The organism is Roseovarius albus, from assembly GCF_900172335.1.
GTDB lineage: Bacteria > Pseudomonadota > Alphaproteobacteria > Rhodobacterales > Rhodobacteraceae > Roseovarius > Roseovarius albus.
The window spans coordinates 250,055-271,426 of record NZ_FWFX01000005.1 but is presented as its reverse complement, the minus strand read 5'-3'; the positions used below and the strand labels follow the sequence as shown (position 1 = coordinate 271,426).

The window sequence follows — 21,372 nt, the reverse complement described above, 5'->3', positions numbered from 1 at the left end:
TCATCCAAACATCGCCTGCCTTCTGCACCCTTCTGGAGGCAGGCGAACCTTTCTTAGCCAACACAAAAAGCGAACGATAAGCATGGCCAATTCCCCCGTCATTTCCGCAAAAAACGTCTGGAAACTCTTTGGACCCAATCCCAAACGCTATCTCGCACAGATGCCCGAAGGCCATTCCTTCGATGCGATCCGCGCGGATGGTTACATTGCTGGGGTCAAAGACGTCTCTATTGATGTGGGGCGGGGTGAAATGCTTGTCATCATGGGGCTGTCAGGGTCGGGCAAATCGACCCTCGTGCGCTGCTTGTCACGCCTTCATGACATCACAGGCGGTACAATTGACGTCGATGGGCAAGACATCATGTCGTTGTCCGAAAAGGAACTGATCGAACTACGCCGCTCAAAAATGGGAATGGTGTTCCAATCCTTTGGCCTGCTTCCACACCGTACTGTGTTGGAGAACGTGGCCTTTCCGCTGGAAATGCGCGGCCAAGACCGGCACGAACGTCGTGAACGCGCACTAGAAGTGGTCAAACTCGTGGGCCTCGAAGGCCGCGAAGAGTATTTTCCGCGTGAGTTGTCTGGTGGGCAGCAACAGCGCGTCGGCATTGCGCGCAGTCTGGCGATTGAACCTGATATCTGGTTTCTGGATGAGCCGTTTTCGGCGCTGGATCCCCTAATCCGCCGTGAAATGCAGGATGAGTTCCTGCGCCTGCAGGAAATGCTGGGTAAAACCATCGTTTTCATCACTCACGACTTCGATGAGGCTTTGCGCCTCGCCGATCGGATCGCCATCATGAAGGATGGCGCGGTTGAACAATGCGACACACCGGACAAGATCGTAATGAACCCGGCCACTGAATATGTCCGCAAATTCACCGAAGAGATCGACAAGGCGCGTGTTGTCACCGCCGGCGCCATCATGCAGCCCGTTAACGGTGCGATGCCCGAAGGCAACGGAGTTAGATCCAACACATCTTTGCGTGATCTGGCCAAGATTTTGGTCAACGACAGCCGCGAGAACCTTCCTGTGACTGGGCAGGATGGCGATATCACCGGCGTTTTGAACCGTCAGGTCGCCCTTGACGTTCTGTTTGAGGCGGACTGATGGCCACGACAACCACAAATACTGTAAATCCACCCAGTCAAGGTTGGACGCGCAATCAGATCGCCATTGGTCTGTTATGTGCAGCCTTCGCTTTGATGCTGCTTCGCCCTTTCCTACCCGAATGGCTGATCCGAGTACCCGAATGGGCCATTCTACCGTGGGACACATGGCTCGATGCGGTCTTTAATTTCATCAAAGATGATCTGGGCTTGATCCACGTCACTCGTACAATCGCGGCAGGATTGGAATCTTTGCTCGATGTGACAGCAAACCTGCTTTATGGCCGCAACCGTTGGCCGCACCTTGGACCGATCCCATGGTCAGCCATTGCCGCCGCTGTTGCTGTTTTGGCCTACTATCTGGGTGGTTGGAAGATGGCCGCACTGGCGGCCTCAACTTTCATCTGGACTGCACTGGTCGGCCAGTGGAAGATGGCGATGCAAACCATGTCAGTCTTGGTTGTTGCCGCGCCCGTCGCCGTTATCGTAGGTCTTTTTCTTGGCATTGCAGCGTGGAAATACGGCTGGTTTGAAAAAATTATCCGCCCGGTTCTGAGTGTTTTGCAAACCCTACCGTTCTTTACCTATCTGCTACCTGCCGTCATCTTCTTCAAGGTCGGCCCCACAGCCGGGGCGGTGGCCACCGTGGTGTTTGCCGTACCGCCGATGATCTTGATGACCACATTGGGCCTACGCAAAGTCTCTCCTGAGGTGGTCGAAGCCGGCCAAATGTGTGGATGCAGCCGCTGGCAGATGTTGAGCCGAGTTTACGTGCCTGCCGCCCGGACTGAAATTCTGGTCGGCGTGAACCAGGTCATCATGCTCTGTCTTGCAATGGTCGTTCTGACCGCCTTTATCGGCATGCCCGGATTGGGGGCCAAGCTGCTGGCGATGATGGGCTCGTTCAAAATCGGCCGCAGTTTCGAGATTGGCGTCACAATCGTTTTGTTCGCGATCATGCTGGACCGGATGTCCAAGGCATGGGTACTCAAGCAACCTGAACATTTTGAACGCGGTGCCCCATGGTGGCAGCGGCACAAATTTGCGCTGCTGTCATTGGGGGCTTTTGTTCTCTTCCTCGGATTATCACAACTGATACCGATCCTGTCAGAAGTTGGCCGCAAACAAAGCCTATCGCAAGGCAAGCAGATCGATACGCTGATCAAAGGATTCCTTGCCATCGACGGTATCCGTGCCACCACTGAATGGCTACGCTGGTTCCTAAATGTCTGGGTGCTGATCCCGTTCCGCAACGCTCTGTTGTGGGTGCCAACCCCGGCGTTCATTCTGGTCATAATGTCCTTTGGCTGGTGGCTGGCTGGACGGCGCGAGGCGATGATCGCAGGCCTGTTCTTTGCCATCGTTGCCGCCACCGGCTGGTGGGATCGGGCGGTGATCACGCTCTACACAGTGATCTCTGCCGTGATCCTCGCCACTTTCATCGGCTTGCCGTTGGGTATTCTGGCGGCACAATCCGAGAAATGGTCAAAACGCATCCTGCTGGCCTGCGACACAGCACAAACCTTCCCCAGCTTTATCTACCTGATCCCTGCAATCATGCTTTTTGGCGTGAACGATGTTGCGGTAATTTTCTCGATCCTGATCTTCGCGGCTGTGCCACTCACGCGCTACACTATCGAAGGCCTGCGGACCGTGCCATCGGAGATGACCGAGGCCGCTGATATGTCCGGCGCCACAAAGCGACAAAAACTGCTGTCAGTGCAACTGCCGCTGGCGCTACCAACCATGGCCGTTGGCTTCAATCAGGCGATCATGTTTGCCTTCTTCATGGTGATCATCGCGGCCTTCATCGGCACGCAGGATCTGGGGCAAGAATTGCAACGCACGCTCGCCGGTACCGATCTGGGCAAGAACTTTGTGTTGGGCATGGACGTGTCTTTAATGGCGCTCAGCTTTGACATGATCATCCGCAAATGGACCGAAACCCGCAAAAAGGCATTGGGGCTGGGCATATGAACATGAAACCCGTCTTTGAGACCCCTTTTGAACGTAAGGGCGTCATAACACCGGGCACGCCCATCCTGCCACACGGGGTGGAACGCCATCCCGTGCCGGGTGGTGGCTCGCGCGCAGTACCCATCTACAAGGGCGATGAGATTTCAATCCTCGACCGCGACGGCTTACAACCCGGCGAGTTGGTGTTTTTTGCACCGGATAAATCCTCGGATGCGGCCTATCTTGGGGCGAAGGGACAGGGAAGGCCAGAGGCCACAATTACCACTCTGGCCAATGGCTCGCGCTCAGGAGCGAAGGTTCTACGCGCGCTTGATACCGCTGGGTTCAATCTGGGCAAGGGCGATGGCATATCCATCTTTGCCGAAGGATCCCGACCCGGAGATATGGAAAGCTTTGTCGCCGAACGTGACGGCCTGCTGATTATCGCCGCCACTGGCGGCCCTATGTCGCCCGAGCGGCACAACACAACAACCGACCTGATCCTGTATATCCGCCGGGCAGATCCAGCTGCTGGCAAAGAAGATGTTGGCCCGTCAGATCCATTGGCAGACCCAATCCTCGACTTTAACATCCAACCCGGTAACGCCACTTCATATGAGGTCAAAAAAGGCGATTACATTCAGGTGCTGGATGTCAAAGGCCGCGAATGCAGTGATTTTCAAGCCTTTTCGATGCGCGCCCTCGACAAAGGGCTTGAACGTGAGATCGACCCAACCACCACGCGCAGCTTGATGGGCAGTCTGTACCCCCAGCCGGGGATTTTCAGCAAATACTGGTCTTCGGATCAGGAACCATTGATTGAAATCATTCAAGACACCTGTGGCAGGCACGACACTTTTGGTTTGGCCTGTACCGCGCGGTATTATGAGGATTTGGGCTATCCCGGTCATGTAAACTGCTCGGACAATATCAACAAAGACCTTGATCAATACGGCATACGCCCGCGTGGCGGCTGGCCTGCAATCAACTTCTTTTTCAACACCATGCTGGACGATACCAACGCTATCGGGATGGATGACCCATGGTCGCGCCCTGGTGACTATGTCTTGCTGCGTGCGCTGACTGATCTGGTCTGCATTTCAACCGCCTGCCCCTGTGACATTGACCCAGCCAATGGCTGGAACCCTACGGATATTCAAGTGCGCACCTACAAACAGAACGAAGACTTCAGCCGCTCGGTCGGCTACCGGAAATCAGCGGAGGCCGATGTGGAAGACACCAAGAAAACCGGATTTCACGATTGTTTCGCCCGGCATACCCGGGATTTCATCGAATATAACGGCTATTGGCTGCCCAATACGATGACCAATCACGGCTCTATCGCCGAATATTGGGGCTGCCGCGACAAGGTGGCGGTGATGGATCTCTCGCCGTTACGAAAGTACGAGATCACCGGCCCGGATGCCGAAGAGCTCATGCAGCTTTGCGTTACCCGCAACATGAAGAAATTAAGCGTGGGACAAGTGGTTTACACCGCCATGTGCTATGAACACGGCGGCATGATTGACGACGGTACTGTCTATCGTCTGGGCGAAACCAATTTCCGTTGGATCGGTGGCAACGACACTTCGGGTCTATGGCTCAAAGAGCAGGCCCAAAAGCGTGGCTTGAACGTCTGGGTGCGAAATTCCACCGATCAGCTGCACAACATCGCGGTGCAAGGGAGACATTCGCGGGACATCCTGTCGAAAATCTTCTGGACACCGCCGCAACAGCCCACGATCGACGAACTGCCATGGTTCCGTCTGGCCATCGCACGTGTTGGAGATGTGACGGGGACATCGGTCGTTATTTCGCGCACTGGGTATTCTGGCGAGCTGGGATATGAGATTTTCTGCCACCCCAAGGACGCGGTCGAAATCTTTGATGCGGTTTGGGAAGCGGGCGAGGAACATGGCATCGTGCCCCTCGGTCTTGGCGCACTGGATCTGCTGCGCATCGAAGGCGGATTGATCTTTGCTGGCAGCGAGTTCGACGACCAAACTGACCCGTTCGAGGCCGGGATTGGCTTCACTGTGCCATTGAAGTCGAAAGAAGATGATTTTATCGGACGCACCGCCATTGAGGAACGCAAAGTCCACCCGCATCGCAAACTGGTTGGGTTTGAGGTCGAAGGTGGCGTTATTCCAAGCCCCGGCGATTGCGTCCGCATTGGCAAGGCACAGGTTGGCGAGATTACATCAGCAATGAAATCTCCGATCCTTGGCAAGGTCATTGCCTTGGGTCGTGTCGCCACCACACACGCAGATCCCGGTACAGCCATCGAAATTGGGCAGCTAGACGGTCAGCAAAAGCGGCTCAAGGCCACGGTCAGCGCCTTCCCGCATTTCGACCCGACCAAGGAACGCGTCAAAGGTAATTACAACTGATCAACTCTCAGACGGTCCGCAAACTGGGCAATCGTCTCGTTTGCCCAGTCCAAACTTGCGTGTCTCTCCATACAGCGCGTCGTAGATTAGCATTTCACCACGCAATGCCGTGCCTGCCCCGGTGATCACTTTGATCGCTTCTGCTGCCATCATCGACCCGATCACGCCCGGCAAGGGGCTGATCACCCCAGCCTCTGCACAGGATGGTGCCAACCCGGCAGCGGGCGCTTCGGGAAAAATGCATTCATAGCAGGGTGTGCCATTTGCCGGGTCGAATACGCTGATCTGCCCTTCCCATTGCGACAGGGCTCCGGAAATCAAAGGCTTGCTCTGCTTCGCAGCAACCGCATTCGCTAGGTAGCGCGTTTCAAAATTATCGGTGCCGTCAAGGATCAGGTCATAATCGGAAAACAGTTCTTCGGCGATCTCAAGCGTCAGCCGCCGCTGATACGGACGCACATCGACGGCAGGGTTCTGTGCCTGCATCGCCTGCATCGCCGATTGCACCTTGGGCAGGCCAATATCGCGATCTCGGTGAATCACTTGACGCTGCAGATTAGAATTTTCCACCACGTCGTCATCAATCACGCCAATCGTGCCAACGCCCGATGCCGCCAGATAGAGCAATGCCGGCGACCCCAGCCCCCCAGCGCCAATCACCAGAACCCGAGCCTGTTTCAGCGCCTTTTGACCCGGCCCACCGATTTCGCGTAGCACAATGTGTCGGGCATAGCGTTCTAACTCGGTTTGATTAAAGGTCTTGGGACTTGCGGGTTCTTCGTCCGGAGCCTGTGCCTTGTCCCTCAGCTTTCCTAGAACAGCCCGGTAGCAAAGCACGATCACCGCCGCCCCACCCAGCATCAGCCAAAGCGCAGCGCTTTCCCCGGTCGACAGTCGCAACGAATGACCCGCAGGCAGGATCAGGTGTAACAGCACGACAGCCGACCACAGCATGACGATCATGCCCCAGCGCAGCCGGTGTGGCACCTTCATCACCTCTCCTACGCCCCAGATTGCGGCCATCAGGACCAATACCAATAGCATCAGCCTACCCCGGTGGAGCCGAAACCACCGCCACCGCGCGCGGTCTCGTCCAGCGTCTCAACCTGCACAAATTCGGCTTGAATAACCGGGGCAACTAACATCTGCGCAATCCGCATACCATGGGTGATCTGAAACACCTCCTGCCCGGCATTCAAAACAATCACGCCCAAAGGGCCACGATAATCGCTATCAATCGTACCCGGGGTGTTTGGCAATGTGATCCCATGTTTCAATGCTAGCCCCGAACGCGGTCTGATCTGCACCTCGTAACCCGCTGGAATCGCCAATCGCAGCCCTGTCGGAATAAGCGCGCGTTCGCCCGGTGCCAAGGTCACACTATGCTGTCCGCCTTCGGGAAAATTTGCACGTAGATCAGCGCCCGCCGCACCCGTGGTCTCGTAGGCTGGCAGGCCCATAGAGCGGTCTGCCCCCTCATCCCAAAGCATCTGAATTGCGGCCATCCCCAGTCCCTTCATTTTTCCTCAAATACGCCTGCCAAAATCATCAGCCCTTAGCAGTAAGCGCCTGTGCCAATTCCTCGGCCAGACGTTTGGCCACCTGCGTCTTGGACATGCGCGGCCAGCTGTCTGCGCCATGATCAGAAATCAAGGTCACGGCGTTTTCCTGCCCACCCATGATGCCGGTTTCCGGACTCACATCATTGGCCACAATCCAGTCGCATTGCTTGCGCTGGCGTTTTGCTGTGGCGTTTTCAATCACATCATTGGTTTCGGCAGCAAAGCCCACCACCAAGTCTGGTCGTCCCTCACCCATCTGGCTGATCGTCGCCAGGATGTCGGGGTTCTCAGTGAACTCGAGCGATGGCAGACCCTTGCCATCCTTCTTCATCTTCTTGTTGGAGGCCTGCGCTACGCGCCAGTCGGCCACGGCAGCCGCAAAGACTGCTGCATCAACCGGCAATGCGCCTTGCACCGCCTCAAGCATCTGCTGCGCCGTCTCTATTTTGACCACCTGCACGCCCTCGGGCAGCGACACATCCGCGGGGCCAGTGACAAACACCACTTCTGCCCCCAACGCCGATAGCGCCCGTGCCAAGGCTGTGCCCTGCGCGCCAGACGATCGATTGGCAATATAGCGCACCGGATCAATTGGTTCATGCGTTGGGCCAGATGTCACTAAAATCCGTTTGCCTTTCAGCGGCCCATTGGCCATCGCAGTCTCAATCGCCGCGACGATCTCCAATGGTTCGGCCATGCGCCCAGGACCATATTCACCACAGGCCATGTCTCCTTCATTCGGTCCGACGGCTGTAATCCCGTCACCCTGCAACGTTGCTAGATTGCGCTGTGTGGCCGGATGCTCCCACATCCGAACATTCATCGCGGGAGCGATCATCACCGGTGTATCCGTCGCCAACAACAGCGTCGACGCTAGATCATTCGCATGGCCCTGCGCCATCTTGGCCATCAAATCCGACGTCGCCGGGGCCACCACGATCAGGTCGGCACTGCGACTGAGCTCAATATGGCCCATCTCGGCCTCGTCGGTCAGATCAAACAAATCCCGAAACACCTTGTTCCCCGCTAACGCGGACACCGACAAAGGTGTCACGAATTCCTCACCCGCTTTGGTCAAGACAGGCGTCACCGCTGCCCCGCGTTCCCGCAGGCGCCGGATCAAATCCAACGATTTGAATGCAGCGATTCCGCCACCGATGATCAAAAGAATACGTTTCTCAGCCAGCATGGCGGGCTCCCTATTCGTGCGTTGCTGACAGTATGGTGCGCCTTGTGCAGACACAAGGGGGCAGCAGATTACTCAAAGGTGGCACAGGGATCTTCTCGTTCAATAGCCGGGGCAGAAATAACCTCATCAAATCCACCATCTAGCCTGGCATCATCCTCGGTCTGACCCAAGACATGGAGGTGCAATTCCGGTGCCATTTCGGCTAACAGAGCGGAGGCACCCCAATCCTTGCGCGCATGACCATTCCCCGTGATCACCGCCACCGGGCCACCTGTCTGTTCAAACGCATGCAACACTGATCTCGCTAATGACGCATCGCGCAAGCGTTGAATTTCAACCATCACCGGCAGCATTTCGGCAGGCAGCGCGTCACAATGCGCTGCATGTTGCAGGGCTTCTCTTCTCTCTTGCTCTTCCTCCGGCAAACGGTCAATCAATCCAAACTTTTCCGCTTCAGGAAAAACTGTCTCGATCCCTTGTTCCATCGCCTGTCGTGCTTGATCTCTCGGCACCGCAGCGCCGTAAATTTGTGCATCTCCTGCTGCCGCGAAGATAGGATAGTACATATCGAACTCAGGCCAACCGCTGTTGTCCCAGCCAAAGACCAACTCCAAAGCTTCGGAATCACCCTGCAACTCTCGATTATACAAAGCTGCCTGCTCTTCGGTCAGCATCTCAAAAACGATGGCTTGAGGTTGCATCGCCTGAACTCGCTCGGCCTGTGTTCGATGGTGGTGGAGATTGTCATGCACTTCGCCCAGCACCAATACATCTTGCGCCAGCGCTAAATTGGCGCACACACATAGGGTAGTCACTAAAGGTAATTTCATACCAGTAGGTTGTGAACCTCTGGGCCGAATTGTTCAAGGGTTCGGCGCAGCTTTTGCAAGGCCGCAGCTTCCAACTGTCGTACCCGCTCTTTGCTCAGGTTCAGCTCATTGCCAAGGCTTTCCAAGGTGCGTGGTGTTTCCAGCAGCTTACGCTCACGTATGATGAACCGTTCGCGTGTATTGAGACGCGCCATCGCCCGCTCCAACCAACCCCTCAGTGCCTCTTGGTCGTGGTCCTTCTGCACGATCTCGTCACCGCGCGGTGCGTCGTCTTCGAGCGTATCAATCCACTCGCGACTTTCATCTTCGGTGGACTGCGTGGCATTCAGAGAAAAATCGCTGCCCGAAAGCCGTCCTTCCATCATCTCAACATCTCGCAGTGGCACGCCCACCTCATGCGCAATCATTTCGCGCAACTGGTGGTTATCCAACTCCTCACCACGCGCCATCGCCTCGCGCTCAATCCGCGCCTGCACCCGACGCATGTTGAAAAACAAGGATTTCTGGCTGCTGGTCGATCCTGTTCGCACCATCGACCAATTGCGCATCACGTAATCCTGGATCGACGCCTTGATCCACCACACCGCATAGGTCGAAAACCGGACCCCACGATCCGGGTCAAACTTGTCTGCGGCTTTCATCAGGCCCAGACCCGCCTCTTGGATAAGATCGTTCATCGGCGCGCCATAGCGTTTGAACTTGGACGCCATCGAGATCGCCAAGCGCATGTAGGCTGTGATTAACCGGTGAAGCGCCGCCTCATCACGGCGATCACGCCAGGCATAGGCCAACTCACGCTCAGTTTCGGCATCCAGCAATTCAGCTTTCATCGCATCGCGCGACATCTGACTTGAAATCGGGGCATCCAGTGGCATTTCAGCCTCCTTCACTCGTGGCGATGCTCAATCGCCTTGATTTGCAATCGTCTCTTCCTCAGTCTTCCATCAAATGATACGCAGTCCAAATCACTCCGGATCAAAAAAGGGTGCGCAAATCGCGATGTTACCTCGACTGACATTGGTACTTGGGGGCGCAGCCTCGGGTAAATCCGCCTTCGCCGAAGGGCTGGTGGTAAACACCGGCCGTCAACGCACCTATCTGGCCACCGCAGAAATTTATGATCTCGAAATGCAGGCCAAAGTCGCAAAACATCAAGAAATGCGGGGCAAAAATTGGCACACAATAGAGGTGCCGCTCGACCCCGGGCGCGTCTTGGCCACGATCAGCGGTGATCAGGTGGTCTTACTTGATTGTGCCACAATGTGGCTGAGCAATCAACTTTTGGCCGAGAATGACCTGGAGCAAGCCACACTCGAGTTGACGCGGGGGTTGTCAAATTGCGACGCTCCTGTGGTGATCGTGTCGAACGAAACCGGCTTGGGAATTGTCCCCGGCAATGCGCTCGCACGCCGTTTTCGGCAGGAACAGGGTCTGTTAAATCAACTTTTAGCCGCCCAGGCCGATCTGGTTGTCAACGTCATTGCCGGCCTTCCACAACTGCTTAAAGGCACCTTACCGTGACGCGGCTTTTCTTGGTCCGTCACGGGCCGACCCATGCCAAGTCCATGGTGGGTTGGTCCGATATCCCTGCAGATCTGAGCGATACGGCTCAAATCGCCCGGCTCGATGCGTTTATACCTAAAGATGCCATCGTCATCTCTTCCGATCTGATCCGGGCCAGTGCCACAGCAGATGCAATCACCGGCGAACGAACCCGGTTACCCCATGATCCAAATTTACGCGAGATCAACTTCGGTGATTGGGAATTGCAACAGTTTGACGCTATCGAGGATCAGGACCACATTCGTCAGTATTGGGATTATCCGGGCGACATCCGCCCCCCGAATGGCGAAAGCTGGAATGAGGTATCAGAACGTGTCACACATGCAGTAGACGGCTTGATGCGTTCATACCCAGGAAGCGATTTCATCATCGTCGCCCATTTCGGGGCGATCCTGACGCAGGTTCAGCACGCCCTAAGAATCACGGCCTATGAAACCTTCAGCCACCGAATCGATAACCTTTCGGTCACAGAATTGCATCTGGTAGATAGGAAGTGGCACGCAGAGCGGATCAATCACCTCCCGTGATGACCCCACCCACAATTCTTTGTTGGGCAAGGTGAAATTGCCACTCTAAGGTGGCGGCATGACCTATGATCTTATTCTCGGCGATCGCGCCTATTCCAGCTGGTCCCTGCGCATTTGGCTCTTGTTCGACAAGTTCAACCTGCCACGCAAGACCACATTCGTAGACTTCAAAAAGGGCGGCGTTCCTGAGCAGATGCCTGAATTCGCCCCAGCCAAAACCGTTCCAACATTCCGCACACCCGATGGTGCGATTGTAGGTGAAACCATTGCTATTGCTGAAGAACTGGCCTCGCGCCATCCCGACCTGCCACTTTGGCCAGCTGATCCAAAGGCCCGTGCCACAGCTCGCGCATTGGCCAGCGAAATGCATTCCGGCTTTGCCACGTTGCGCACCGACTGCCCGATGAACCTGCGTTTGGCCTATACCGGTGTGACACCATCCGAGGCCCTGATGGCGGACCTAAGGCGCCTCGAGGTGATCTGGGATCATGCCCGCGATACCTGCCAACCTGATGGCCCATGGCTGTGTGGGGACTATGGTATTGTCGATGCCTTTTACGCGCCCGTTGCCGCGCGGATTGCTGGATACGGATTGTCGGTGTCTGACACAGCGCAAGCCTACGTGAATGCCCACCTGAATGAGTCATCATTCCGCCAGTGGCACGCCATGGGTCTTGTGCATGGCGACACCCTGAACCGCTATGCGCAACCCTATGAAACCACATCATGGCCCGGCCCCGCACCCCTAGCAGCCAAACCCATTGATTCTGGGTCCTCAGAAAATGAGTTTTGCCCATATTCAGGCGATATAGTCACACATTTTTTGGAAATGAAGGGACGTACGTTCGGGTTCTGTAACGCCTTTTGCCGCGACAAAACTGTCGCCGATCCCGAAGCGTGGCCCAAGTTCATGGCGCTGCTGTAAGCTATTTTCCAAGTAAATCCTGCAGCGCCAGCGCCATCACCTGTGCGGATTCGATCATGTCATCAATCCCGACATATTCGTCGGGCTTATGCGCCAGATCCAGAATGCCCGGACCGTAAGCAATACAGTTATGGAGCCGCCCGATCCGGTCGATGTGTTTTTGGTCATAAGTACCAGGGCTCACGACATATTGCGGCGCACGGCCAAAAACCTCATCCACAGCCTTGGCGACCGATGAGACAACCGGTGCATCTTGCTCGGTCATCGTTGGCAGCACCCGGTGTAGTTCACGGATGTCATAGTCGAACCCCGAGCGCCCCTCTCGTACACGCTCCAGAACGCTACGCACCTCATCTTGAACATCATCAATGTTTTCTTCGATTAGGAAACGCCGATCAATCACCATCCGGCAGCGGTCCGGCACGCAAGCCGATGGCAGGCCGGTATAATCGTCTTCCTGCTCGGGCTCACCGCCATGAATTGAATTGATGTTCAAGGTTGACTGTTTCGCGCCTTCGGGCACCACCGGCATTTCAGTGCGCTTCTGAGCGAGCGCAGGAAACAGGCTCTCCTCCATCTCCCTCATCACGGCGCTCATATGGCGCACAGCACAATCACCCAAAAACGGCATTGATCCATGGGCAATCTCGCCTTTGGTCTCGATCTCGGCCCACCAAACACCCCGATGCCCCAAACAAATGCGATCTTTATTCAAGGGCTCCGGGATAATCACATGCTGCACACGATCCGGGCTGAAATACCCCTTCTCCGCCAGATAGGCGACGCCACCGAACCCACCTGATTCCTCATCCGCCGTGCCACTGATCTCAATCGCGCCTGCAAAATCGGGACAAACCGCAATAAACGCCTCTGCCGCGATGATGCTCGCAGCCAGGCCGCCCTTCATGTCACAGGCCCCACGACCGTAAATCTTGCCGTCCTTCACTTGGCCACCAAAAGGATCTGTGGTCCAACCATGGCCCACCTCAACAACATCAATATGACTGTTGAAATGCACGCAGTCTCCGGACGTCTTGCCCGCTTTGCGCGCAACAATGTTCCAGCGAGGGTATTTGTCACTATCGCCAATTGCCCCCTCGGCCCGCACCAATTCTGTCTCAAACCCCGAATGCAGCAGACGGTGATCCAGATAGTCACAAATCTCGCGATAATTCGCCCCTGGCGGATTCAACGTAGGGATACGGATCAAATCCTGCGTCAGCGCGATCAAATCATCGCGCCGGGTTTCAATCTTTGCTCTCAGTTTGTCTGAAATTGTCATGGCCGGACTATGCGGTGCCTTAGCATCGCAAGCAAGCCAATCCGTCGAAGATTACAGCGCTGCCTCTGCCGCCGCCCGAACCGCGCGGATGTTTTCACCATAGGGCGCAGGGTTCTCTACTGAGCCGCCTTTGAACACCGCAGACCCTGCTACCAGCACATCCGCCCCCGCTGCCGCCATCAACGGCGCGGTTTCAGGCGTGATACCACCATCAATTTCGATGTGAATTGGGCGATCACCAATTTTTGCCCGCAGGTTTTTGACCTTTTCCACCTGACTGTGGATGAACTTTTGCCCGCCAAAGCCGGGGTTCACGGTCATCACGCAGATCAAATCCACCATATCCAGCAGGTAATCGATATCTTCGATTCCCGTCCCAGGGTTCAGTGCCAGCCCGGCCTTGCACCCATGTCCGCGAATGGCCTGCAGGGTCCGGTGAATATGCGGGCCTGCTTCCAGATGCGCGGTGATGATATCGGCACCTGCATCTGCAAAGGCCGCGATGTAGGGATCAACCGGTGAAATCATCAGGTGAATGTCCATCACCGTCTTGATATGCGGGCGGATCGCAGCACAGAGCGGCGGGCCAAAGGTCAGGTTCGGCACGAAATGTCCATCCATAACATCGACGTGAATCCAATCCGCGCCCTGCGCCTCGACACATTGAATTTCCTGCCCGAAATTGGCGAAGTCCGCCGACAGGATCGAAGGGGCGATTTTGATGGAACGGTCAAAGCTCATGGGGTGTCTCCGGGTGCGTAGGCCTCACGTGCCATGCTCATGAGCCGTGAGGCGGCTCAGGTCAACCCCCAGTTCGGTTTGAACAGTGCGGTTTGAACACGTTTTCCATCTCCCTCTTGACCTTTGGTTCAGGCGTCACTCTATCTAACCTGAGAACTCTGGCGACTGGGCGCAATTCATGGAAACGGTTAGATTGGATATCGGCGGGTTAAGCTGTGCGGGATGCGCGGGCCGGACCGAGCGCGCCCTGAATGCCGTGCCCGGTGTCGAAAGCGCCACGGTCAACTTTGCCAGTTCAACGGCCTTGGTGGAATTTCCCAAAGGACGGGTCGATACCAACGCCTTGATCAATGCGGTCGAGGACGCAGGATATCAGGCCTGGCCCAAGGCCGAGGGCAGCCTTGGGCAAAGCGCTCAGAGCCATGCCGACCAGATCGCTCAGACGCGACTGATGGCGTTGATTGCGGCAATCTTAACGTTGCCAGTGTTCATCACGGAAATGGGCGGGCATCTATTCCCCAGCTTTCACCATTGGCTGCATCAAACCATCGGGCTGCGCCCACTTTGGATCCTCCAATTTGTGCTGACCACGTTGGTTCTGGTTTGGCCCGGGCGGATGTTTTTCACTATCGGCATTCCCGCCCTGCTCAGACGTACCCCGGAAATGAACAGCCTTGTCGCCTTGGGCAGCGGTGCGGCGTGGGTTTTTTCTACCTTGGTTTTGCTGATCCCAAATATGTTCCCCGAAACCGCCCGTGTCGTGTATTTCGAAGCCGCCGCTGTCATCGTCACACTGATCTTGACGGGCCGCTGGTTGGAAGCACGAGCAAGGGGACGGACCGGAGCGGCGATCGAGGCACTCATCGGTCTCCAACCCGAAACCGCTCAGGTAAAACGCGAGGGCCATTGGGTCGCTGTCGCCGTAGATGACCTACGCATCGGCGATGTCATCCAAATCAAACCGGGCGAACGTCTGCCCGTAGATGGCATCATCGCTTCCGGCCAGTCCTATGTTGATGAAAGTATGATCACCGGAGAGCCTAACGCCGTTGGTAAGGCTGCAGGGGATGAGGTGATCGGCGGCACCATCAACACCTCCGGCGCATTCCAGTTCAAAGCCACGCGCGTGGGTGAGGGAACCACGCTGGCCGGGATTATTCGCATGGTCTCTCAAGCTCAAGATGCCAAACTGCCAATACAAGCTCTCGCTGACCGAGTCATTCGGGTGTTTGTGCCAGCGGTCATAGTAATAGCTCTGATCACATTGGTGGCATGGCTTATCTTTGGCCCGCAGCCTGCACTGATCCATGCGCTGGTCGCATCGGTTTCAGTTCTGATCATCGCCTGCCCCTGCGCCATGGGGCTTGCGACGCCCACCTCCATCATGGTCGGCACCGGGCGCGCGGCAGAACTGGGCGTATTTTTCCGCCGGGGTGAGGCGCTTCAACGGCTCGACGAAGTACGCACCATCGCCTTTGACAAAACCGGCACGTTGACCAAGGGCAGGCCCACTGTCGTCTCAACTCAAATCGCGGATGGGTTTAATCAGGCCGATGTGCTGCGCATGGCCGCAGCAGTTGAGGCACAATCAGAACATCCCATTGCGCGCGCACTGGTGGAGACCGCGGGGCAGACCCTGCCTGACGTCAGTGGTTTTACTTCACACACAAGCTTCGGCGTTTCGGGATCTGCGTCAGGGCACCAAATCTTTGTCGGCAACACTGAGCATCTTCAGCAAACCAACATTGCCAACCTGCCTGACCAAAACCAAATCTCGGCAATTGGCGAACAGGGTCAAACCCCCATCCTCATCGGCGTCGATGGCCAGTTTGCAGGGATGCTGGGCATCGCCGACCCACTGCGCCCCGAAAGCAAGCAAGCCATTGAAACTCTGCATCAAAACGGCATATCCGTTGCCATGTTGACCGGCGACCGCCCCGAAACTGCGCAAGCCATCGCCGCACAGTTGGGCATTGATCACATCCGCGCCGGCCTTCGCCCCGAGGACAAGCTGACCGCGATTGACGAGTTGCGCCAAAACGGCCCGGTGGTCTTTGTCGGTGATGGTATAAATGACGCCCCGGCGCTTGCTAAAGCGGATGTCGCCATCGCTCTTGGCACCGGAACAGATATCGCGATGGAAACGGCTGATGTGGTGCTGGTGTCAAGCGATCTTTCCGGCGTGATTAACGCCCAACATCTGTCACACAAAACCATGCAAAACATCCGTCAGAACCTGTTTTGGGCCTTTGCCTATAACGCCGCCTTGCTGCCGGTCGCCGCCGGGGTGCTTTATCCCGCATTCGGCCTTTTACTCTCGCCCATGTTGGCGGCTGGGGCCATGGCGCTGTCATCAGTGTGCGTCGTCAGCAATGCCCTGCGATTGCGCAACGTGAAACCACTATTGATTCCTGCTAAAAACCACTAGGCAACCCCACACTAGCTGGCTAAGGTGCCGGTCAATCTGCGCTTATGGTTGCAGTGTAAAATGCTTCCACGACACTCCCATGACGAGGCTCGCATGGACCATCTTTCCCCCCGCACCGTTTCCGAGGCTCCCCGCGAAACGCCTGTGATTCATAGTACCGATGTGCTGGTTGTCGGCTCTGGCCCCGCAGGGTTGGCCGCCGCGCTGGCCGCCGCCCGCTGCGGCGTTGAGGTTGCGCTTGTTGAGCGGTTTGGTTGCTTTGGTGGCAACATCACGGTTGTCGGTGTTGAAGGCTTTGCCTGGTACAGACACGAAGACACGGTTGAGGCAGGCGGCATCGGGTGGGAGTTCGAAGAACGTGCCAAGGCCGCCGGGGCTGCCGTGCCAGAAAGTCAGTCACTGAGTTATGAGCTGGACAGCGAAGGCTTCAAATTGGTCGCGGACCGTTTGGTCGAGGAAGCAGGCATTCATGCCATGCTCCACCGCCAATTTGTGGCGCCCATCATGGATGGCAATGACATCAAAGGGATCATCGTTGAATCGAAGGCGGGACGCGAAGCAATCCTGGCCAAACGCGTGATCGACGCCACCGGAGATGCCGATGTGGCGGAACGCGCGGGTGCCACGACCTATAAAACCCCCATCGAGGAAATGCAGGCCGCGTCTGTGATGTTCCATGTGGCAGGCGTAGACAAAAAGGCCTTTATGGAGGGCGTCAAAGCCAACCCGCAGACCTACAAGGACTGGTCCACCGGAGAATGGGAGGTGGAAACTGACGGCAAGGAAGACACCATGTTTTCGCCATTTCTGGCCAAGCCCTTTGCGCAAGCCATACAAGATGGTGTGATCCCTGCTCACTTGAATACCATTGGTGGGACCTGGGGTGCGGTGCACGATTCTGGCGAAATGACCTATATGAACCTCGTGCATTTGGCCGGGTGCGACGGCACCGATCCTGACAGCCTAACCAAGTTCGAAATCGAGGGCCGCAAGCAAGCAATGCACGCGATTGAGGCCCTGCGCCACTACACACCCGGCTGTGAAGGGGTGCGGCTCAGAAACTTTGGCATGTCACTGGGCGTTCGCGACACACGCAAGATCGATGCGGTTTATAACTTGACCGATGACGACATGCGCCATCAGGGTCGATTTGATGACAGCATCGGGATTTATCCTGAATTTATAGATGGTTATGGCATTCTCATCTTGCCCACCACCGGCCGCTATATGCAGGTGCCCTATAGCTGCATGCTGCCGCAAAACATCGAAAACCTGCTCGTCCCTGGTCGCGCGATTGGTGGGTCAAAAGTGGCCCACGCAGGGACCCGCAACATGGCCTGTTGCGCGGTGACCGGGCAAGGCGCGGGTGTAGCGGCGGCGCTGTCGGTCAAGTCGAACCGCAATCAGCGCGATGTCGATCTGAGCGCGGTGCGGGCTGAGTTGAAGCGGCAAGACGTTCGGGTCGATTAACGTACAACTTGTTCGCTCTCACCCCCGGTTTTGTACCAAACTCCGCATCAGGGATCGAACACATCAAACCCCGATATAGCGGCTCGATAATTCTTCGGTCAGATCACCAAAGTTTCCCGACCACACATCAGCCCCGCGTTGCAAGATGACGGCACGGTCGGCGATTTGGGACAGCTCGAAGAGAGACTTGTCCACCAGCAGAATTGCCATGCCGGTTTCTTCTTTCAGGGTGCGGATGGCCGCCCAAATTTCCTGCCGCACGATGGGGGCCAATCCTTCGGTGGCTTCATCTAATATTAACAAACGTGGATTGGTCATCAGAGCACGGCCAATCGCGAGCATTTGTTGTTCGCCACCCGAAAGTGTCGCGGCACGTTGATTGCGACGTTCGGCCAGGCGTGGGAACAATTTGCTCACCCGCGCAAAATCCCAATGCCCGGGGCGAGCGGCGGCGGTGAGATTTTCATAAACATTAAGATTTGGAAAACAGCGCCGCCCTTCGGGCACCAGACCGATACCCAGGCGCGCCGCCTTGTGTGATGGCAGACGGTTCAAATCGTGATCGTCAAAGACCAATTGTCCCGAGGCCACAGGCATCATTCGGCAGATGGATTTGATCGTGGTTGATTTGCCCATGCCGTTGCGGCCCAAAAGCGCCAGCACCTCGCCCTCGGCCAAATCGAAAGACACATCAAACAGCGCCTGCGATGCGCCATAAAAGGCGGAAAGGGACGAGAGTGACAACAGGCTCATGCGTCCTCTCCCAGATAGGCCTGCTGCACGTCCTTATTGGCGCGGATCTCGGACACAGAGCCGGTTGCGATGATCCTGCCATAGACCAACACGCTGAGCCGGTCTGCCAAGGCAAAGACAGCATCCATGTCGTGTTCGACCAACAGAATGGGGGCTTCCTTCCGAAGCTCGTCCAGAAGCCCGGTCATCTTGGCAGAGCCTTCGGCCCCCATCCCGGCCATGGGTTCATCCATGACAAAGGCCTTGGGGTTTAGCGTCAGGGCAATCGCCACCTCAAGCTGGCGGCGTTGGCCGTGGCTCAGGTCAGACGTGCGCATGCTGGCCTCATCAGCCAGCCCGACGCGCTCCAATGCCATCATCGCGACATCCCGCAGGTTTGTGTCAGACAGAGCCCGGCGGAACATGGCAAAGGCCCCGCCACGGGCGCCCAGCGCACCCAGCAGGGCGTTTTGCAAAACCGTATCTTCCATCGCTAGCGCCGAAATCTGGAAGGTGCGCCCCAACCCAGCCTGAGCGCGGGCACGAGTGGTCAGCGCGGTTACATCCCGCCCCATCAGTTCAACCCGGCCGCTGTCCGGGGCCAGAGTACCGCAGATTTGGGCGATCAGCGTGGATTTGCCCGCACCGTTGGGGCCGATGATGGCATGGATTTCGCCAGGCCTCAGGGTCAGGCTGATGTCATCGCTGGCTTTCAACGCGCCGAATTGTTTGCTGATGTTATGTGTGGCAAGAACCGGATCAGTCATGTGCCACCTGCCTGCCGGCCAAAACGCCAATCAATCCGCCACGGGCAAAAAGAACGACCAGCAGGAGCAAAAGCCCCAGCCAGATGTGCCAGAACTCGGACAGGCCGCCCAAGAAATGTTCCAGCGCGATAAACAGCGCCGCCCCGGCAACCGGGCCACAAAGCCGCCCGACACCGCCGAGAATGATGAAAATCATGATCTCACCACTGGTTTGCCAGCTGAGCATATTCGGGCTGACAAAGCGGTTGAGATCGGCAAAAAGCGCCCCGGCAAGGCCGGTGATTGCGCCGGAGATGATAAAGGCGATCAGGCGCAGGTGAAACGGGCTGAGGCCCACGGTTTCGACCCGTGCAGGCGATTGCCGCGCCGCATTGAGCGCCAACCCAAAAGGCGCATTGGCCAAGCGGTGACTGAACCACAGGGCGGCCAGCAGCAGGGCAAAACACAGCGCAAAGAACTGGATCGGGTCGAGTGTGTTCATGCCCGGAAAGCCATTGCGCACATAGATCGACAGGCCGTCCTCGCCCCCGTAAGCGGGCCAACTGATGGCAAAGAAGAACAGCATCTGGCCGAATGCCAGCGTGATCATGATGAAATAAACGCCCGAGGTGCGCAGGGACAGCGTTCCGATGACAAGCGCGGCGAGGGCGGAGGCGAGGATTGCGGTGACCCAGATCACCGGCATGGATTTGGTACCTTCGATCAGGAAGGGGCTTTCCATTAGCGGCGTGTAGCTTTGCGCGTGGCTGGCAAGGATGCCCATGGCATAGCCACCGATGCCAAAGAAGGCTGCGTGACCAAGACTGACCAGCCCGCCCAGACCCAGAGCGATGTTGAGGCCAACACCGGCGAGCGCGAGGATTGCGACCTTGGTGGCGAGCGTGATGGTAAAGGGTTCATCGGTGACATAAGCCCAGAGCGGGACCAGCAGAAGACCCAGCAACAGTGCCGCGTTTATGAGCGTTTCGCGCTTCATGCTTGTGCTCCGAACAGGCCTTGGGGCCGCCAGATCAGGACCCCGGCCATCAGGATATAGATCAGCATCGATGAGAGCGCCGCCCCGGTTGAGGTGGCGGTGGCATTGTCGGTGACGAGACGCAAGACCGCGGGCAAGGCGATGCCGCCCAACGTGTCAGTCAGCCCCACCAGAATGGCGCCGATCAGCGCGCCCTTGATCGAGCCGATGCCACCGATGACGATCACCACGAAGGCGAGGATCAACACGGGTTCGCCCATACCGACCTGCACGGATTGAATTGCGCCGACCAGCGCACCGGCCAGACCGGCCAAAGCTGCGCCCAGTGCAAAGACGATGGTGTAAAGCTTCGAGATGTCGACCCCCAGCGCGGCAATCATCTCGCGATCAGATTCGCCCGCACGAATGCGAATGCCCAGACGAGTGCGGGCAATCAGCCAAAACAGGCCTGCGGCAATCACCAGACCAATCGCGATGATCGCCAACCGGTAAGCCGGATAGGCAATGCCGCCGGGCAGGGTGACCGGGCCGGACAGTGCATCAGGGATGTCGAGATAGAGCGGGAAAGAACCAAAGAGCCAGCGCGTGCCTTCGGAAAAGATCAGGATGAGCGCGAAAGTGGCGAGCACCTGATCGAGGTGGTCGCGGTTATACAGCCTGCGGATCACCAGCAGTTCCATCAATGCGCCAGCAGCCGCGGCGGCGGCGAGCGCGGCGGCCAAGGCCAGCAGAAACGATCCGGTCGCGCCTGCCACAGCGGCGGCGGCAAAGGCACCGACCATGTAGAGCGAGCCATGCGCGAGGTTGATCAGTCCCATGACGCCGAACACCAACGTCAGCCCGGCAGCCATGAGAAACAACATGACCCCGAACTGCAGTCCGTTGAGGACCTGTTCGATCAGGAGAATGAATGTCATGAAAGGCGGG

Annotated in this window: 19 protein-coding genes; 8 read left to right on the top strand and 11 right to left on the bottom strand. The window is 57.0% G+C overall.

Annotated features, from left to right (window positions below):
- Positions 1-82: 82 nt before the first annotated feature.
- Genes ROA7450_RS10155 through ROA7450_RS10145 form a run of 3 tightly spaced genes read left to right on the top strand, consistent with a single transcriptional unit; the run spans position 83 to position 5,453 of the window.
- Entirely contained in the window at positions 83-1,108 is a 1,026-nt protein-coding gene (locus tag ROA7450_RS10155) for a quaternary amine ABC transporter ATP-binding protein (protein WP_085805592.1), read from the top strand.
- The gene (locus ROA7450_RS10150) at positions 1,108-3,084 is read left to right on the top strand and encodes an ABC transporter permease (protein WP_085805591.1); all 1,977 of its coding nucleotides are present in this window, start codon (positions 1,108-1,110) and stop codon (positions 3,082-3,084) included. The genes ROA7450_RS10155 and ROA7450_RS10150 overlap by 1 nt, the downstream gene beginning before the upstream one ends.
- On the top strand, positions 3,081-5,453 hold the full coding sequence (locus ROA7450_RS10145) for a trimethylamine N-oxide demethylase (protein WP_085805590.1): 2,373 nt from the start codon (positions 3,081-3,083) through the stop codon (positions 5,451-5,453). The genes ROA7450_RS10150 and ROA7450_RS10145 overlap by 4 nt, the downstream gene beginning before the upstream one ends.
- On the opposite strand, the gene ROA7450_RS10140 is transcribed toward ROA7450_RS10145, so the two are convergent.
- The 5 genes from ROA7450_RS10140 to ROA7450_RS10120 all read right to left on the bottom strand — a co-directional run bounded on the left by ROA7450_RS10140 (position 5,454) and on the right by ROA7450_RS10120 (position 9,909).
- Complete coding sequence (locus ROA7450_RS10140; protein ID WP_085805589.1) at positions 5,454-6,497, bottom strand: HesA/MoeB/ThiF family protein; 1,044 nt, start codon at positions 6,495-6,497, stop codon at positions 5,454-5,456.
- Positions 6,497-6,958 carry a dUTP diphosphatase gene (gene dut / locus ROA7450_RS10135; protein ID WP_085805645.1) on the bottom strand — a complete coding sequence of 154 codons (462 nt, stop codon included), beginning with the start codon at positions 6,956-6,958 and terminating at the stop codon, positions 6,497-6,499. Before dut ends, ROA7450_RS10140 begins: the two co-directional genes overlap by 1 nt.
- 43 nt (positions 6,959-7,001) lie before the next feature.
- Positions 7,002-8,204 (bottom strand): bifunctional phosphopantothenoylcysteine decarboxylase/phosphopantothenate--cysteine ligase CoaBC, encoded by a 1,203-nt coding sequence (gene coaBC / locus ROA7450_RS10130; RefSeq protein WP_085805588.1) that lies wholly within the window; start codon positions 8,202-8,204, stop codon positions 7,002-7,004.
- Positions 8,205-8,272: 68 nt separating this feature from the next.
- Positions 8,273-9,034: a ChaN family lipoprotein gene (locus ROA7450_RS10125; protein WP_085805587.1), complete on the bottom strand. Its 762-nt coding sequence runs from the start codon at positions 9,032-9,034 to the stop codon at positions 8,273-8,275.
- Positions 9,031-9,909: an RNA polymerase factor sigma-32 gene (locus tag ROA7450_RS10120; RefSeq protein WP_085805586.1), complete on the bottom strand. Its 879-nt coding sequence runs from the start codon at positions 9,907-9,909 to the stop codon at positions 9,031-9,033. The genes ROA7450_RS10125 and ROA7450_RS10120 overlap by 4 nt, the downstream gene beginning before the upstream one ends.
- A gap of 73 nt (positions 9,910-9,982) precedes the next feature.
- On the opposite strand from ROA7450_RS10120, the gene cobU reads away from it, so the two are divergent.
- The 3 genes from cobU to ROA7450_RS10105 are packed head-to-tail and all read left to right on the top strand — an operon-like array spanning position 9,983 to position 12,049.
- Positions 9,983-10,555, top strand: coding sequence for a bifunctional adenosylcobinamide kinase/adenosylcobinamide-phosphate guanylyltransferase (gene cobU, locus ROA7450_RS10115; RefSeq protein ID WP_234999489.1), 573 nt, complete (start codon positions 9,983-9,985; stop codon positions 10,553-10,555).
- Positions 10,552-11,124: a histidine phosphatase family protein gene (locus ROA7450_RS10110; protein WP_085805584.1), complete on the top strand. Its 573-nt coding sequence runs from the start codon at positions 10,552-10,554 to the stop codon at positions 11,122-11,124. Before cobU ends, ROA7450_RS10110 begins: the two co-directional genes overlap by 4 nt.
- Positions 11,125-11,182: 58 nt before the next feature.
- A complete protein-coding gene (locus tag ROA7450_RS10105; RefSeq protein ID WP_085805583.1) occupies positions 11,183-12,049 on the top strand; it encodes a glutathione S-transferase in 867 nt (288 codons plus the stop codon).
- 1 nt (position 12,050) lies between these two features.
- On the opposite strand, the gene ROA7450_RS10100 is transcribed toward ROA7450_RS10105, so the two are convergent.
- A complete protein-coding gene (locus tag ROA7450_RS10100) occupies positions 12,051-13,331 on the bottom strand; it encodes an acetylornithine deacetylase/succinyl-diaminopimelate desuccinylase family protein (RefSeq protein ID WP_085805582.1) in 1,281 nt (426 codons plus the stop codon).
- Between the two features lie 51 nt (positions 13,332-13,382).
- Positions 13,383-14,072 (bottom strand): ribulose-phosphate 3-epimerase, encoded by a 690-nt coding sequence (rpe, locus tag ROA7450_RS10095; protein WP_085805581.1) that lies wholly within the window; start codon positions 14,070-14,072, stop codon positions 13,383-13,385.
- A 178-nt stretch (positions 14,073-14,250) separates the two neighbouring features.
- Between rpe and ROA7450_RS10090 the strand changes: the two genes are divergently transcribed.
- Together ROA7450_RS10090 and ROA7450_RS10085 are read left to right on the top strand one after the other, a co-directional pair.
- Positions 14,251-16,500 (top strand): heavy metal translocating P-type ATPase, encoded by a 2,250-nt coding sequence (locus ROA7450_RS10090; RefSeq protein ID WP_085805580.1) that lies wholly within the window; start codon positions 14,251-14,253, stop codon positions 16,498-16,500.
- A gap of 93 nt (positions 16,501-16,593) precedes the next feature.
- On the top strand, positions 16,594-17,970 hold the full coding sequence (locus ROA7450_RS10085) for an FAD-dependent oxidoreductase (RefSeq protein WP_085805579.1): 1,377 nt from the start codon (positions 16,594-16,596) through the stop codon (positions 17,968-17,970).
- A gap of 63 nt (positions 17,971-18,033) precedes the next feature.
- On the opposite strand, the gene ROA7450_RS10080 is transcribed toward ROA7450_RS10085, so the two are convergent.
- Genes ROA7450_RS10080 through ROA7450_RS10065 form a run of 4 tightly spaced genes read right to left on the bottom strand, consistent with a single transcriptional unit; the run spans position 18,034 to position 21,362 of the window.
- Positions 18,034-18,723, bottom strand: a complete 690-nt coding sequence (locus ROA7450_RS10080; protein ID WP_085805578.1) for an ABC transporter ATP-binding protein — start codon at positions 18,721-18,723, stop codon at positions 18,034-18,036.
- The gene (locus ROA7450_RS10075; protein WP_085805577.1) at positions 18,720-19,469 is read right to left on the bottom strand and encodes an ABC transporter ATP-binding protein; all 750 of its coding nucleotides are present in this window, start codon (positions 19,467-19,469) and stop codon (positions 18,720-18,722) included. Before ROA7450_RS10075 ends, ROA7450_RS10080 begins: the two co-directional genes overlap by 4 nt.
- Positions 19,462-20,445 carry a branched-chain amino acid ABC transporter permease gene (locus tag ROA7450_RS10070; RefSeq protein WP_085805576.1) on the bottom strand — a complete coding sequence of 328 codons (984 nt, stop codon included), beginning with the start codon at positions 20,443-20,445 and terminating at the stop codon, positions 19,462-19,464. The genes ROA7450_RS10075 and ROA7450_RS10070 overlap by 8 nt, the downstream gene beginning before the upstream one ends.
- Positions 20,442-21,362, bottom strand: coding sequence for a branched-chain amino acid ABC transporter permease (locus tag ROA7450_RS10065; protein WP_085805575.1), 921 nt, complete (start codon positions 21,360-21,362; stop codon positions 20,442-20,444). Before ROA7450_RS10065 ends, ROA7450_RS10070 begins: the two co-directional genes overlap by 4 nt.
- Positions 21,363-21,372: the final 10 nt, after the last annotated feature.